The sequence below is a fragment of the Stenotrophomonas sp. 22385 genome (assembly GCF_052045085.1).
Taxonomy (GTDB): Bacteria; Pseudomonadota; Gammaproteobacteria; order Xanthomonadales; family Xanthomonadaceae; genus Stenotrophomonas.
Map to the genome: position 1 here is coordinate 98975 of NZ_JBQEOG010000006.1, position 13703 is coordinate 112677.

Genomic DNA, 13703 nt, shown 5'->3' on the forward strand with positions numbered 1-13703 from the left:
GGGCACCGCTAATTCGATGAATTTTTTTTGACAGCGCCGTCGGCCACGCCGCGCATGCGTACGTGGATGCCATCGGCACGCTGCTGGATGACCAGCGCCGGCTGCTGGTCCAGGAACGCACGCAGCGAACCGAGGTCATCGGCGCGCAGGTTGCCGGTCAGGCGCAGCGCGCCGGCGTCATCGCTCACGCGCAGGCGCAGGGCGTTGCTGCGGTTGAAGCGATCGGCCACTTCGCGCAGGGGCTCGTCGCGGAACACGATGCGGCCCTGCCACCACGCGGTCATGCTGGCCGCGTCCTCATCGCGCAGTTGCACGCGTTGGTCGCGGTAATCGACCTGGGCCACCTTGCCGGCCGACAGATCGGCCAGCAGGCGTCCGTGCCCACCATCGCCGTGCACCTGCACCCGGCCCTCGCTGACCGCGATCCGCGCCTGTTCGCGCAGCAGCGAGACATCGAACGTGGTGCCGATGTCGGTCACCCGCAGGCCGCCGGCATGCACGGCGAACGGCCGCCGGTCCGGCGCGACCACGAAGCTGGCCTGGCCTCGCTCCAGTTCAACGCGGCGACCGAACAGGCTCATCCGCACCGAGACTTCGCTCTCGGCATTGAGGTGGAGCACGCTGTGGTCGGAGAGCTCGATCTGGCGCGGCGCGCCATGAGCGGCTACATAGCGGGTGGTATGCGGCCACGCCAGCGGCGTGCCGACGCCCACCGCCAGCAGCAGCGCGGCGGCGGCAGCGATACCAGGAAGCTGCCGACGTCTGGCCGGCGCGGGCGCAGCCGCACGCGGCGCGCGCGCCGGCAACGGCACGACGTTGTCGCCCGTTCGCTGCGGTGCCGGTGACGCCAGCAGCGCGTCCAGGTCGATCGGCATCGCGCGTAGCGCCTCTCCCAGCGCGCCTGCGGTTTCACTGATCGCCAGGTATTCGCGCAGGTGCTCGGGCGAGACCAGCAGCCAGTCCATGAAGGCACGCTGCTGCGCAGGCGAGACATCGCCCTGGCGTTGCAGCGCATGCCAGTGGGCGGCGGCCTGGGTCAACGCGGAGGGGTGCAGCGACGGTTCGCTCATCGCGCCACCTCGCGGTCGGCCATCGCACGCCGGCACACGGCAAGCCCGCGCACGACGTGCTTCTTCACCATGTGCGAGGAAACACCCAGGCGCTCTGCGATCTGCCTGTAGCTCAGCCCATCGCGGTACTGCATCACCAGCACGGCGCGGGTGTGTCCGGGCAGCGTGGCCAGCAACGCCTGCAGGCGCTGGCTGCGTTGTTCGCGTTCGGCGGCATCTTCCACGCATTCCCCGCTGGCCAGGCCCTGGCCCAGCTGTTCGATGTCCTCGATCGGCAGGGTCGACCAGCGCCTGCGGCTGGCCTGCTCACGCGCCAGGTTCAGCGCTACGGTGAACAGATACGCCTCAGGGTTGGCGATGGACTCGCCCGGCCCCGCATGCGCACGCAGCAGACGCAGGTACGTCTCCTGCACCAGGTCTTCGGCGTCCTGTCGCGCCCCCCGGCGCACGAAGAACCCCCGAAGCACGGGCGCGTGTTCCACGAACATCCGCGCCAGCCGCCCTCTTGCCTGCTCGGCCACTGTGCCGCCCCAACCCCTGAAGTGCGGCGCAAGGTAAGCGCTGCGTATTACGCGGTGGTGACGGTGCGAAAGCGGCAGCCGACACTTGACAGCCCCAAGGCCACGGCGCACGATTAGTTAACGAATTAATTAACTACCGGAATGGACCGCATCTTCGAGGCCCTGGCCTCCACCGCCCGCCGCCAGATCCTCGCCTACCTCAACGGTGGCGAATTGACTGCGGGCGAACTGGGCGAACGCTTTGATTTCAGCAAGCCAGCGCTGTCCAGCCACCTGCGCATCCTGGAGGATGCCGGCCTGATCGAACGCGAGAAGCGCGGCCAGTTCGTTTATTTCCGCCAGGTGCCCGAGCGCCTGACCAACACCCTGTTCGCCTGGGCCGCCGAAGTCTGCCCGGTTGGCGGGCCGTTGCAGCGCGAGAGCCGCGCGCGCGCCAAACGCAAACCCACCCCTTCGACCTGAGCCCTGCCACCAGGAGACCGGCATGCTGGACACCCACCGCGTGAGTCGTTCGTTCCCCAGCATCAGCCTGCCTTCGTACGGGGATGGCAGCCCGGTCGAAGTGGCTTTGATCACCCAGCTCGGGATCGGTGCCGGCGACCAGCTGCTGCGTGATGCCGGACTGCGCCAGGCCGCGCACCCGGCCTTCGTGGATGCGCTGGACGAGCCCTCTGCACGGCTCGGCGGCATGCACCTGGCCCACGATGATGCGTCGTCACTGTATTCGTTCTCGGTCGGGCGCCAGGGGCATCCGTTCCACCGCCATGCCGGACCGCGCATGTTCACCGCCATCGCCGGCAGCGGCGGTGCGCAGCTGCGCTTTTCCACCGCGTCCGATGCCCAGCTGCAGCGTGACCCGGCTGCGTTCCTGCATGCGCTGCGCTGTGTGGACATCCCGCCCGATTGCCTGTTCACGGTGCGCTTCGGCAGCGGCACCTGGCACCAGTTCGTCTCGCGCCACCCGCGCCACCCGGCGCTGTTCGCGCTCTCATGCCATGCCAACGAACGCAGCGGCGTGTTGACCGAGGCGCAGCGCGCGCAGATCGATGCCGACAACGCCGACATCCCCAGCCTTACGGATACCTTGCCGCCTGCCCTGCAGCAGCTGCTGGCGCACGCTGACCTGTCACGGGTGCCCGTGGTGAGCCTGTCGCTGCAGGCGCCGTCGCGTTCGTTGCTGGCGGGGTTGTGCGCGCGCACCCGCGACCTGGTTGGCCCGCTGCGCGTGCTGCTGGCCCGGTTGCGCCCGGCGCACGGCTACATCGGGCACCGCGCGGCGCGCCATCCGGTGCAGGCGCTGCCGGGGCCGCCGGCCGACTCGCTGCTGCAGCAGGCACTGGTGGAAGGCATCCACCACCAGGACTACAACACGCTTGCCCTGCCCGCGCACAGTGTTCCCGGGCGCTCGGCCAGCGCCGTGCTGGAAGCGGTTCTGGACGGTTTCATGCTCAACCCGCCACCGAGCGTGGGGCGCTTGATGACGCTGCGCAACGTACTGGTGGCGCCGCTCCAGCTGCGCACCTCGCCGCTGGGCTGCCCGGTCTCCTCGCTGCTGTCCACCGACCGCAGCACATTGTTCGCCGGGCGCTTCCCGGTGCATGCGCAGCGCGTGGACGCCGGCGACCGCAGCGCCGAAGTACTGCTGGGCGCCGACGACCGCCACCTGCGATTCCGTTCCTGTGTGCGGGTGCAGCTGCTGGACGATGGCGCCGCGGTGATCGCGCTGGGCACCCGGGTGTGCCCCCATAACCGTTTCGGTCGCCTGTACATGGCCGCCATCGATCACGTGCACCGGCGCCACATCAGCCCGGCCATGCTGCGCATGGCCGTGGCCCACGCGCTGGCACCGGAACTGGTGCAGGCCACTACGCACGCCAGGTGCCGACCGTTGGTCGGCACGCTGTCTAGCGCGCCCTCAACGTCACCAAGGTGATCTCTGACGGTACGCCGATACGGGCGGCAAACCCCGGCCACAGGCCCGCACCGTTGCTGACATACAGGGTCATGCCGTCGACCTCGTAACGCCCGGACACGTAACCGCCGTTGGCACGCTTGACCAGCTGGTCCATGCCGACGATGTGGCCGCCATGGGTATGCCCCGACAGCTGCAGCTTCACGCCCTTGGCCGCATTGGCCTTGGCCTCGCGCGGTCGGTGGTCGAGCAGGATGACCGGGGCGGCGGGATCCGCACCTGCCAGTGCGGCGGCCAGATCCGGCATCGGCAGGCCATAGCGCGCTGCCACCGGGTCGGTGACGCCGGCGATGGTCAGCACCGCGCCATCGCGCGTCACCTGGGTGTGGCTGTTCTCCAGCACCTGCATGCCCAGCGCGCGGATCGCCTGCATCCATTGCGCATACTGGCCGTAGTATTCGTGGTTGCCAGTGATGGCGATGACGCCGTCCGGCGCCTGCAGCTGGCCCAGGCTGCGCACATCGTTGGCCCGGGCGCTGACGCTGCCATCGACCAGGTCGCCGGTGATCACCACCAGGTCCGGCCTCAGCGCGTTGCTTTCGGCCACCACCTTGGCCACCCAATCGCCGGTGAGCAGGCGGCTGGCGTGGATGTCGGTGAGCTGCAGTACGCGATAACCATCAAACGCGTGCGGGAGGCCGGCAATGGTCACCTCGATCTGGCGGGTCTGCGGCACGGCGATGCCCTGCTGCACACCCCATATACCCAGCACCAGCGCCAGTCCGCCCGCCGCTGGCCGCAGCCAGCTGCGACGCAGGGCATCGGCAACGCGCGCCAGCTTCAGCAGGCGCGCACCCAGCAGCAGGGCATCCAGCACCAGCAGGAACACGGCCACCAGCAGCAGGGCGGTGAAGCCGCTGGCCAGCACCACAAGGGCCACCTTGGGAATCTCCGGCGAGGCCATGGTGCCGGCAAACCGCGCCACGATCCGGTGGTGCAGCGCCAGCGCCAGCACCAGCAACCCCAGCGGGCCACGCACCGAAACCGGCATCCGCAACGGCCAGATCAAACGCCATACCACGTACAACGCAAGCACTACTCCAACAACACTCAGCACAGGCAATTCCAGATTCCGGGGGGATGCGCGCGCGCCGGTGGCGATCGTGCAGCGCACCATCTTTGCCGAAGTTGACGACAGGTGCCACCCCGGTAGCGCCCTACCGGTGGCAGCGCGCCGCAATCAGCGGGAGGTTGATTTTTTCGCTTTTGCCTTGGCCGTATTGAAGGCCACCGCTGCCCGGATCAGGGCCTTCAACGCTGCCTCGTTGATCTTCTCGCCTTCACGCACGTCGATGGCGCGGCGGGTGTTGCCCTCCAGGCTGGAATTGAACAGTCCCTTCGGATCGTCCAGCTGGGCCCCATGCGCAAAGGTCATCTTCACCGCCGCTTTGTAGGTTTCGCCAGTGCAGAGGATGCCGTCGTGCTCCCAGACCGGCACGCCGCGCCACTTCACGGTCTCCACCACGTCGGGATCCGCCTTGTGGATGATGCTGCGCAGCTGCGCCAGGGTGTTGCCGCGCCAGTCGTCCAGCGCGGCGATCTTCGCATCTATCTGCTGCGCGGCATCCTCCGGCGCGACGCTGGCGTTGGCAATAGGGGTGCTGGGGGTGCTGGCTCGGGGCATGATCGGGTCCTGGAACCTGCCCACCTTATAGATCGCTGCGGTGGGCTTTTCAAATCCGGCGCCAAGCAGGCTGCCTGAACGGATGCCAGCGGCCGGTTCCGCATCCCTTGCAAGGCAGCCCGCCGCGCCCTATAAATGAGCAATCACTCAGCTAATTCCCTGCCATGGCCCGCCCGCTCAGCGACGCGAAACGCACTGCGATTCTCGAGGCAGCCGCCCAAGCGGTGGCCGCGCAGGGTGTCGGTGCGTCCACGGCGCAGATTGCCAGGGCCGCGAAGGTGGCCGAGGGGACGGTGTTCACCTATTTCGAGACCAAGGACGCCCTTCTCAATGCGCTGTTCGTGCGGCTTGAAGAGCGGCTCGCGTTGGCAGTGGGCGCCCGCTTCCCTGCCGATGCCGAGGTGCGCGATCAGCTGCACCACGTCTGGAACGCGCTGCTGGTCTGGGGCGCAACCCATCCGGTGGACCGCATGGCGCTGCGACAACTCAAGGTGTCCGAACGCATTACAGACTGCACGCGCGCGCACTGCGCTGGCCTGTTCGGTACGACGTTGCATACCTTGGAAGCCAGCCTGGCGCGATACGTGGATCCTGAGCGCCTCGGGTTCTACCTCGGGCGGGTGTTGATCACCCTGCTGGAAACCACGCTGGAGGCCATGGCCGCCCAGCCCGCGCAACGCGATGCCTTGGCCCAGGCCGGATTCGATCTGTACTGGAAGGGCATCCAACGTTGATTTCAATCGGCCTCATTAATGAGTGTGTACGCACTCACTTTCAAGGAGACGCATGCGCATCCTGCCTGTACTCGCTGTCGCCTTCTCCCTCACCGTTCTGATCGGGATGACCTTCACCGTGCCTATTGCCTCCTACGAAAACTCGCCGCAGCGCGCCGACGACCAGTTCACCAATGTGGCGCCGAAGCCGAAGGAATCCTTCGCTGCCACACTGAAGCTGTTCTGGGAGGTCATGTTCAAACGACCGCCGGGCACCACGCCGCCCAAGGCGCCGCCGGTGCACGCGCTTACCGCGCAGTCGCTGGCCGAAGCGCCGGACCGCAGCGTGTACCGGCTGGGCCACTCCACCCTGCTGATCAAACTGCGCGGTGGCTGGTGGCTGACCGACCCGGTGTTTTCCGAGCGTGCCTCGCCCGTGCAGTGGTTTGGCCCCAAGCGTTTCCATGCCCCGCCGATCGCGCTGCAGGACCTGCCGCCGATCCGTGGCGTGCTGCTCTCGCATGACCACTACGACCATCTGGATCGCGCCACCATCAAGTTCCTGGCTACGCGCGCGCAGGTGTTCCTGGCCCCGCTGGGCGTGGGCGACCGCCTGATCGACTGGGGCGTGCCGCAGGACCGCGTGGTGCAGCTGGACTGGTGGGAAGAAACCCAGGTCGATGGCGTGCGTTTCGCCGCCACTCCGGCCCAGCATTTCTCCGGCCGCGGGCTGCGCGATGGCAACCGCACGCTGTGGGCCTCGTGGGTGATCCTGGATGATGAGCTGCGTGTCTTCTTCAGTGGCGATACCGGCTACTTCAATGGCTTCAAGCGTATCGGCGAACGCTATGGACCGTTCGATGTCGCCTTCGTCGAAACCGGCGCCTACGACGCCAAGTGGCCGTTCGTGCACATGCAACCGGAACAGACCGTCCAGGCCCACCAGGACCTGCGTGGCAAGTGGCTGGTACCGATCCACAACGGCACGTTCGACCTGGCGATGCATCGCTGGGAAGAACCCTTCGAGCGGGTCAGCGCGCTGGCCGCGCAGCGCGGCATCGCGCTGTCCACGCCGGAAATGGGCGAACGCCTGGATCTTTCCGCGCCACATGCGGGCACGCCGTGGTGGCGGGCGCTGGCCGCGACGCAAAGCGAGGGCAGCGGCGTGGTGGCGAGCAGCACGCGTTGAACGATGCCTGCCCCGCTCAGGCGTCGGGCAGGACGCGCTCACGGGCGCGTCGCCTGCCCAGCGGCCCGCTGCAGGCCAAGCGCAGGTGAGCGCCCACCCGTCACCGCTTCGGGCTGGCCATGGCTGCATCATCAACACCGGTCACGTCACGCGTGGAGAGCTGGAACTGGTGAGCGCCACGTCCCTCTTGCGGGCCAGCCTGCGACATGCAGATAATCTGGCCTGCGCCGGGGCCGGCCTTCCGCCGCGCAAGCGCGTACAGGGGACAACCAGTGAAAGGAAATCTGATCGCGGCGGCGATGATCGCCGTGTCGTTGTGCGGGTGCGCAACCGGTTATCACGATGCGCGCAACCCGATCCTGGGCTTTGCTGGGGGTTACTGGGACGAACCGGGCCCGGGCCGCTTGATCAAGGTGGGATTCTCGGCCAACAGCTTCAGCAGAAACGAAATGGTCGAGAATTTCCTGCTGTACCGCTGCGCCGAGGTAGCCAAGCGCGAGGGCGCCAGTCACTTCGTGCTGTACGCCACCCTTCCCGACGCAGTCGCCGACAAACGCAGCAGCGGCCGGACGGTGAAGTCCACCTTCGGCAAACCGGCAACGTTCGCCTACATTCTGCCGGTACCCGCGGGCGAACCCTCGGCGTTGTCCAGCGCTGAACTCATTACGCGACTCGGCCCATTGGTCAAGCCCGGCCAAGCGCAGGAGAAGGCGTCTTGAACGCGACCGTGCGCTTTTTCGTGCCCGCCGTGCTCATGCTGCTGGCCACTGGCTGCATGGGCACCTACCGCCTGCCCCCCGGCCAGCCTGCCGCATCGCTGCGCGTTGCCCCCGGAGGAGTGACGTGGATCTGCGCCAACAGCGCGCCGCAGATCCTGCGTCCCGCCCGCGATGGACGGGCGAGCATACCGGCGGGGGAACGCGTGACCATCGGAAGCAACTTCGTGTCCAGCAACGGCTACGTCACCATCAGCTGCAGCGCAGCAGTGAGTGTCGCGCCGCAGGCCGGTGCCCGCTACTACCAGGACTTCGAGGCCGAAGGCGAGCGCTGCAGGTCGCTGATCTACAGAGAAAACGAAGACACGCGCGTGGGCCTGGAGTTCGAATCCAGCATGGGCAAATCCGGCCCAAGCTGCGTTCGCCGGTAGCGCCACGCCCTGCGTGGCTGCACTTCGATCGGGCACCGCGAAGCCACGCAGGGCGTGGCTCTACCTGGGTGCCCCGGTGGAACCCCGCACCATCAGGCTGAATTCCAGGGTCTGCTGCAGCGGCACCTCCACGCCTTCGATGATGGCGAGCAGCAGGTTGACCGCGCGCTCGCCGATCTCCCGCATGGGCTGCCGGACGGTGGTCAATGCGGGCGTGAGGTAGCGGGACGATGCCAGGTCGTCGAAGCCGACCACAGACAGCGCATCGGGCACGCGGACGCCCAGATCGCGGCAGGCCGCCAGCACGCCCAGCGCCATCTGGTCGCTGAAACAGAAGATCGCGGTGGGCACCGTCGCGCCGGCCAACAGCGCCATCGCTGCCGCATGACCGGATTCCACGGAGAAATCCCCCGGCACCACGCTCAGGCTGCGAAGGCGGCCGCGCGCCTTGCCGGCGGCCTGCACCCCTTCCAGCCGCTGCTCATGCAGGGGATTGTCGGGCGGTCCGCCGACCACGGCGATCCGCTCGTGGCCCAGGCCATACAGGTGTTCCATCACCGCGCGCGCGGCGGCGGCGTTGTCGATGTGCACGCTGGGAATGCCCAGCGCGGGGTCGAATTCGCACCCATTGACCACCGGCGCGGTGGCGCCCTGCTGCTGCACGATCTCGCGCGCGGTGGGCGGCAGGCGATGGCCGAGCACGATCATGCCGTCGGCTTCGTTGCGGCGGAGCATCTGCGCGTAGCGCTCTTCGCGCTCGGGGCGATGCTGGGTATCACCCAGCAGCACCGCGTAGCCCACGGCCTGCGCCGCTTCCTCCGCGCCCTGCAGGATCTGGGCGAAGAACGGATTGGCGATGTCCGGCACGGTCACCAGGATCTTGCCGCTGCGCTGGGTCTTGAGCGTCCGGGCCACCGTGTTGGGCACATAGCCCAGCGCCGCCGCGGCCTGCTCGATGCGCGTGCGCGTGGCCGGCAGGACTTTGTCCGGCCGCGAAAGCGCCCGCGACACCGTGCCTGCGGAGACGCCAACGTGCTTTGCGATGTCGTAGATGGTTGCCATGGTTGCTGGGTTGTTCTTGTCGCTGTGCAGTGCACAACAGGTTTTCCGGAGCGTCCTGCTAGGGTAATGCAATCGATTGCATCAGGGTGAATCACGTTGAAGACGCTCAAGGGTCCGGCGCTGTTCCTGGCGCAGTTCATTGGCGACACACCGCCCTTCGACCGGCTGGACACGCTGGCCGGATGGGCCGGGGGGCTGGGCTATTCTGGCGTACAGATACCTACCAGCGCGCCACATCTGTTCGATCTGGCCGAGGCCGCGCGCAGCCAGGCATATTGCGACGACATTGCCGGCATGCTGGCCGGGCATGGCGTGCAGATCACCGAGCTGTCCACCCACCTGCAGGGGCAGCTGGTAGCCGTCCACCCCGCCTACGACAGCCTGTTCGACGGCTTCGCGCCCGCGGACAAGCGCGGCGATCCGGCCGCGCGCCAGGCCTGGGCCGTGGAGCAGCTGCTGCTGGCCGCCAAGGCCAGCCAGCGCCTGGGGCTGACCGCGCATGCCACCTTTTCCGGCGCGCTTGCCTGGCCGTACTTCTATCCCTGGCCGCAGCGCCCGCCGGGACTGGTGGAAGAAGCCTTCGCCGAACTCGGGCGGCGCTGGCGCCCGATCCTGGATGCCTTCGACGCCTGCGGCGTGGACCTGTGCTTCGAGATCCACCCGGGCGAGGACCTGCACGACGGCGCGACCTTCGAGCGCTTCCTCGACGTGGTGGACCACCACCCGCGCGCCAAGATCCTGTACGACCCCAGCCACCTGCTGCTGCAGCAGATCGACTACCTGGGCTTCATCGACCGCTATCACCCGCGCATCGGCATCTTCCACGTCAAGGACGCGGAATTCCGCCCCAGTGCGAGCAGCGGCGTGTACGGCGGCTACCAGGACTGGATCGATCGCCCGGGGCGGTTCCGTTCGCTTGGCGACGGCCAGATCGACTTCAAGGCGATCTTCTCGAAGTTCGCGCAGTACGATTTCCCGGGCTGGGCGGTGCTGGAGTGGGAGTGCTGCCTGAAGCACCCGGAAGACGGCGCGCGCGAGGGCGCCGCGATCATCCGCGACCACATCATCCGCGTGACCGAACGTTCCTTCGACGACTTTGCCGACAGCGGCGCGGACGCAGGATCACTGCGCCGCATGCTGGGTATCTGAGCCATGACCGCCTGGGAGGGCACGCCATGAGGCACGCCATGTCGCGCTTGGGCGCGATGATGTTTCTGCAGTTCTTCATCTGGGGCGCATGGTTCGTGACCCTGGGCACGTATCTGGTGCAGGGTCCGCTCCAGGCCAGCGCCAGCCAGGTCGCCACGGCCTTCCTCAGCCAGTCCATCGGCGCGATCGTGGCGCCCTTCCTGGTCGGGCTGATCGCCGACCGCTACTTCGCCGCGCAGCGCATCCTCGGGGTCCTGCACCTGGCCGGTGCGGTGCTGATGTGGCTGGCGTCCACGGCAACGGACTTCAACACGTTCTTCGCCTGCGTGATGGGCTACATGATGCTGTTCATGCCTACGCTGGCGCTGGCCAACAGCGTGGCGATGCGGCACATGCAATCGCCGGAGAAGCAGTTCCCGCCCGTGCGCGTGGCCGGCAGCGTCGGCTGGATCGTGGCCGGCGTGCTGATCGGCTGGCTGGGCTGGGAACAGGCGCATACGCTTGAACTGACCTTCCGGATGGCGGCGATGGCATCGCTGGCCCTGGGCCTGTATGCGTTCACCCTGCCGCACACGCCGCCGCTGGCGCAACAGCGCGACGCCGGGCTGGGCCAGGTGCTGGGGCTGGATTCGCTGCGGCTGCTGAAGTCGCGCTCCTACCTCGTGTTCTTCCTGGCCTCCATCGCCATCTGCATTCCGCTCGCGTTCTACTACAACTTCACCAACCCCTACCTCAACGACCTGGGCGTGCGCGGCGCGGCCGGCCTGCAGTCGCTGGGCCAGGTCTCCGAAGTGCTGCTGATGCTGGCCATGCCGTTCCTGTTCGTGCGGCTGGGCGTGAAGACGATGCTGGCGGTGGGCATGGCCGCGTGGGTGGTGCGCTATGTCATGTTCGCCTTCGGCGATGCGGGCGGCGGCTTCTCCCTGCTGGTGATCGGCATCGTGCTGCACGGCATCTGCTATGACTTCTTCTTCGTCACCGGCCAGATCTACACCGATGCACACGCCGGCCCCGCCGCGCGCAGCAGCGCACAGGGCTTCATCACGCTGGCTACGTACGGGGTGGGCATGCTGATCGGCACGTTCCTGTCCGGCGCGGTGGTGGAGCACTACACCACGGCGGCGGGGCCGGACTGGCAGCGGATCTGGCTGTTCCCGGCCGGCGTGGCGCTGGTGGTGCTGGTCGCCTTCCTGGTGTTGTTCCGCGACCGGCCGGCGCTTGCCGCCTCGCCCACCACGCACTGAGGAGCCGACACGATGCGCAAGCTTGGAATCGCCATTGTGGGCACCGGCATGATCGGCGCCGTGCATCGTCGCGCGGCGCTGCTGGCCGGTGCGGAGGTCCGCGGCGTGGTCGCCTCATCCCCGCAGCGTGCGGAAGAGGTGGCGCGGTCATGGAATGTTCCGCGCGGCTATCGTGACATCGACGAGGTGATCGCTGATCCGCAGGTGCAGGTGGTGCACGTGTGCACCCCCAACCACCTGCACCGCCCGATGGCGCAGGCGGCACTGGAAGCCGGCAAGCACGTGATCTGCGAAAAGCCGCTGGCCACTACGCTGCAGGACGCGCAGGCCCTGGCCGCGCTGGCCACCGCGACCGGGCTGGTCGCCACGGTGCCGTTCGTCTATCGCTATCACCCGGTGGTACGCGAGGCACGCGCCCGCATCGCCCAGGGCGAGCTGGGGCCCCTGCACCTGATCCACGGCAGTTATCTGCAGGACTGGCTGCTGGACCCGGCCAGCAACAACTGGCGCGTGGACCCGGCGCTGGGTGGCGCCTCGCGCGTGTTCGCCGACATCGGCTCGCACTGGTGCGATCTGGTGGAATGGGTCAGCGGGGAGCGCTTCGTCGACGTCAGCGCGGCGTTCGCCACCGTGGTTGCCGAGCGCGCCGCCGTGGCGGCACAGAGTTTCACCACGCCGGCGGCCGGCGGTGCGATGCAGGCGGTAACCAGCGAGGACGTGGCCGCGGCGATGTTCAAGACCGGCGCAGGTACGCTGGCCTCGTTGACGGTCAGCCAGGTCTCGGCTGGACGTCACAACCGCCTGTGGTTCGAGATCGACGGCGCGCAGGCCAGCGTGGCGTTCAACCAGGAGGACCCGGAGCGGCTGTGGATCGGCCGGCCCGACCAGCGCGAGGAAACCTTCGTACGCGGGCCCGGCGCCGGCAGTGCCGAACAACGCCGGCTGGCGGTGTTGCCGCCCGGCCACGCGCAGGGCTACGCCCAGTGCTTCGAGGCGTTCGTCGCCGACACCTATCACGCCATCGATGGCGAGCGGCCGCAGGGCCTGCCCACCTTCGCGGACGGCCTGCGTTCGGCCCTGATCGTCGACCGCGTCATTGCATCAACCAGGTCGCGCGCCTGGACCGCCATCGATTGAACTTCGGGAGGATTGCTTGATGAAGACTGCTGCACGCAGGACCACCACCCTCGCATTGCTGCTGCTCGCTGCCCTGCCCGCCTTCGCAGGCGACACGGCCGGTCCACAGCAACCCATTGCAGTGCAGATGTACACGCTGCGCAACGCCGGCACGCTCGACCAGCAGTTGAAGATCGTGCATGACGCGGGCGTGGGCGCGGTGGAAACGGTCGGCACCCAGAACGTCAGCGCTGCCGAACTCAAGCAGCTGCTGGACCGCTATTCGATCAAGGCGATTTCCTCCCATGTGCAGCTGGCCGATCTGCGCACTGACCTGATGGGCGTGGTGGCGTTCAACCGGTCGATCGGCAACACCACGCTGGTGGTGCCGTACCTGGACAAGAAGGACCGGCCCAGCGATGCCGCCGGCTGGACCGCACTGGGCCAGGAACTGGGCCGGATCGCGGCGCAGGCCAAGGCCCAGGGCATGCACCTGGCCTACCACAACCATGACTTCGAGCTGGTCGACTTCGACGGCAAAACCGGCCTGGAACTGCTGTTCGCCGCGGCCGGCCCCGACCTGAAGACCGAGCTGGATCTGGCCTGGGTGGCGCGTGCAGGCCATGACCCGGTGGTGATGCTGGGCAGGTTCCGCGGCCACGTGTTCGCGGTGCACGCCAAGGACAACGCCCCCAAGGGCCAGGCTGAAGACGAGGGCGGCTTCGCTGCCGTGGGACAGGGTGTACTGGACTGGAACGCGATCCTGCCTGCCGCAGCGGCTGCCGGGGTGCAGTGGTACATCGTCGAACACGACCAGCCGCGCGATCCGGCCACCGTCATCACGACAGGCGCGGACTACCTGCGCCACCACCTGCCCGCCAGTGCACAGCGCTAGC

At 67.9% G+C, this 13703-nt stretch carries 15 protein-coding genes; 10 read left to right on the forward strand and 5 right to left on the reverse strand.

Annotation, left to right across the window (positions count from 1 at the left end; all coding sequences use genetic code 11):
• Positions 1–8 precede the first annotated feature (8 nt).
• Entirely contained in the window at positions 9–1070 is a 1062-nt protein-coding gene (locus tag ACTJI4_RS11960) for a FecR family protein (protein ID WP_440869464.1), read from the reverse strand.
• Positions 1067–1558 carry an RNA polymerase sigma factor gene (locus ACTJI4_RS11965; protein ID WP_392915600.1) on the reverse strand — a complete coding sequence of 164 codons (492 nt, stop codon included), beginning with the start codon at positions 1556–1558 and terminating at the stop codon, positions 1067–1069. Before ACTJI4_RS11965 ends, ACTJI4_RS11960 begins: the two co-directional genes overlap by 4 nt.
• Before the next feature lie 174 nt (positions 1559–1732).
• Here ACTJI4_RS11965 and ACTJI4_RS11970 point away from each other — a divergent pair, with 174 nt between their 5' ends.
• Together ACTJI4_RS11970 and ACTJI4_RS11975 are read left to right on the forward strand one after the other, a co-directional pair.
• The gene (locus tag ACTJI4_RS11970) at positions 1733–2053 is read left to right on the forward strand and encodes a metalloregulator ArsR/SmtB family transcription factor (RefSeq protein ID WP_392915597.1); all 321 of its coding nucleotides are present in this window, start codon (positions 1733–1735) and stop codon (positions 2051–2053) included.
• A 22-nt stretch (positions 2054–2075) separates the two neighbouring features.
• On the forward strand, positions 2076–3524 hold the full coding sequence (locus ACTJI4_RS11975) for a DUF2867 domain-containing protein (protein ID WP_440869465.1): 1449 nt from the start codon (positions 2076–2078) through the stop codon (positions 3522–3524).
• On the opposite strand, the gene ACTJI4_RS11980 is transcribed toward ACTJI4_RS11975, so the two are convergent.
• Both ACTJI4_RS11980 and ACTJI4_RS11985 read right to left on the reverse strand, forming a co-directional pair.
• Positions 3496–4620, reverse strand: coding sequence for a metallophosphoesterase (locus ACTJI4_RS11980; RefSeq protein WP_440869466.1), 1125 nt, complete (start codon positions 4618–4620; stop codon positions 3496–3498). The two genes, ACTJI4_RS11975 and ACTJI4_RS11980, sit on opposite strands and share 29 nt — an antisense overlap.
• A gap of 123 nt (positions 4621–4743) precedes the next feature.
• Entirely contained in the window at positions 4744–5187 is a 444-nt protein-coding gene (locus tag ACTJI4_RS11985) for a DUF1801 domain-containing protein (protein WP_440869467.1), read from the reverse strand.
• Between the two features lie 164 nt (positions 5188–5351).
• Between ACTJI4_RS11985 and ACTJI4_RS11990 the strand changes: the two genes are divergently transcribed.
• From ACTJI4_RS11990 to ACTJI4_RS12005, 4 genes are all read left to right on the forward strand, one after another.
• Entirely contained in the window at positions 5352–5921 is a 570-nt protein-coding gene (locus tag ACTJI4_RS11990) for a TetR/AcrR family transcriptional regulator (RefSeq protein WP_440869468.1), read from the forward strand.
• A gap of 106 nt (positions 5922–6027) precedes the next feature.
• On the forward strand, positions 6028–7089 hold the full coding sequence (locus tag ACTJI4_RS11995; protein ID WP_440869569.1) for an MBL fold metallo-hydrolase: 1062 nt from the start codon (positions 6028–6030) through the stop codon (positions 7087–7089).
• A 206-nt stretch (positions 7090–7295) separates the two neighbouring features.
• A complete protein-coding gene (locus ACTJI4_RS12000; RefSeq protein WP_440869469.1) occupies positions 7296–7808 on the forward strand; it encodes a CC0125/CC1285 family lipoprotein in 513 nt (170 codons plus the stop codon).
• A complete protein-coding gene (locus ACTJI4_RS12005) occupies positions 7805–8236 on the forward strand; it encodes a hypothetical protein (RefSeq protein ID WP_392915577.1) in 432 nt (143 codons plus the stop codon). Before ACTJI4_RS12000 ends, ACTJI4_RS12005 begins: the two co-directional genes overlap by 4 nt.
• Before the next feature lie 60 nt (positions 8237–8296).
• On the opposite strand, the gene ACTJI4_RS12010 is transcribed toward ACTJI4_RS12005, so the two are convergent.
• Positions 8297–9298, reverse strand: a complete 1002-nt coding sequence (locus ACTJI4_RS12010) for a LacI family DNA-binding transcriptional regulator (RefSeq protein ID WP_392915574.1) — start codon at positions 9296–9298, stop codon at positions 8297–8299.
• A gap of 96 nt (positions 9299–9394) precedes the next feature.
• Here ACTJI4_RS12010 and ACTJI4_RS12015 point away from each other — a divergent pair, with 96 nt between their 5' ends.
• The 4 genes from ACTJI4_RS12015 to ACTJI4_RS12030 are packed head-to-tail and all read left to right on the forward strand — an operon-like array spanning position 9395 to position 13702.
• Complete coding sequence (locus ACTJI4_RS12015; RefSeq protein ID WP_392915572.1) at positions 9395–10447, forward strand: sugar phosphate isomerase/epimerase family protein; 1053 nt, start codon at positions 9395–9397, stop codon at positions 10445–10447.
• A 26-nt stretch (positions 10448–10473) separates the two neighbouring features.
• Complete coding sequence (locus ACTJI4_RS12020) at positions 10474–11691, forward strand: nucleoside permease (protein ID WP_440869470.1); 1218 nt, start codon at positions 10474–10476, stop codon at positions 11689–11691.
• Between the two features lie 12 nt (positions 11692–11703).
• Positions 11704–12828 (forward strand): Gfo/Idh/MocA family protein, encoded by a 1125-nt coding sequence (locus tag ACTJI4_RS12025; protein WP_392915566.1) that lies wholly within the window; start codon positions 11704–11706, stop codon positions 12826–12828.
• A gap of 19 nt (positions 12829–12847) precedes the next feature.
• Positions 12848–13702 (forward strand): sugar phosphate isomerase/epimerase family protein, encoded by an 855-nt coding sequence (locus ACTJI4_RS12030; RefSeq protein ID WP_392915563.1) that lies wholly within the window; start codon positions 12848–12850, stop codon positions 13700–13702.
• Position 13703: the final 1 nt, after the last annotated feature.

Bases quoted from the DNA above. Each gene is read 5' to 3' on its own strand.
- ACTJI4_RS11960 (WP_440869464.1), bottom strand. From the start codon at position 1,070: ATGAGCGAACCGTCGCTGCACCCCTCCGCGTTGACCCAGGCCGCCGCC.
- ACTJI4_RS11965 (WP_392915600.1), bottom strand. From the start codon at position 1,558: ATGTTCGTGGAACACGCGCCCGTGCTTCGGGGGTTCTTCGTGCGCCGG.
- ACTJI4_RS11970 (WP_392915597.1), top strand. From the start codon at position 1,733: ATGGACCGCATCTTCGAGGCCCTGGCCTCCACCGCCCGCCGCCAGATC.
- ACTJI4_RS11975 (WP_440869465.1), top strand. From the start codon at position 2,076: ATGCTGGACACCCACCGCGTGAGTCGTTCGTTCCCCAGCATCAGCCTG.
- ACTJI4_RS11985 (WP_440869467.1), bottom strand. From the start codon at position 5,187: ATGCCCCGAGCCAGCACCCCCAGCACCCCTATTGCCAACGCCAGCGTC.
- ACTJI4_RS11990 (WP_440869468.1), top strand. From the start codon at position 5,352: ATGGCCCGCCCGCTCAGCGACGCGAAACGCACTGCGATTCTCGAGGCA.
- ACTJI4_RS11995 (WP_440869569.1), top strand. From the start codon at position 6,028: ATGACCTTCACCGTGCCTATTGCCTCCTACGAAAACTCGCCGCAGCGC.
- ACTJI4_RS12000 (WP_440869469.1), top strand. From the start codon at position 7,296: ATGCAGATAATCTGGCCTGCGCCGGGGCCGGCCTTCCGCCGCGCAAGC.
- ACTJI4_RS12010 (WP_392915574.1), bottom strand. From the start codon at position 9,298: ATGGCAACCATCTACGACATCGCAAAGCACGTTGGCGTCTCCGCAGGC.
- ACTJI4_RS12020 (WP_440869470.1), top strand. From the start codon at position 10,474: ATGAGGCACGCCATGTCGCGCTTGGGCGCGATGATGTTTCTGCAGTTC.
- ACTJI4_RS12025 (WP_392915566.1), top strand. From the start codon at position 11,704: ATGCGCAAGCTTGGAATCGCCATTGTGGGCACCGGCATGATCGGCGCC.
- ACTJI4_RS12030 (WP_392915563.1), top strand. From the start codon at position 12,848: ATGAAGACTGCTGCACGCAGGACCACCACCCTCGCATTGCTGCTGCTC.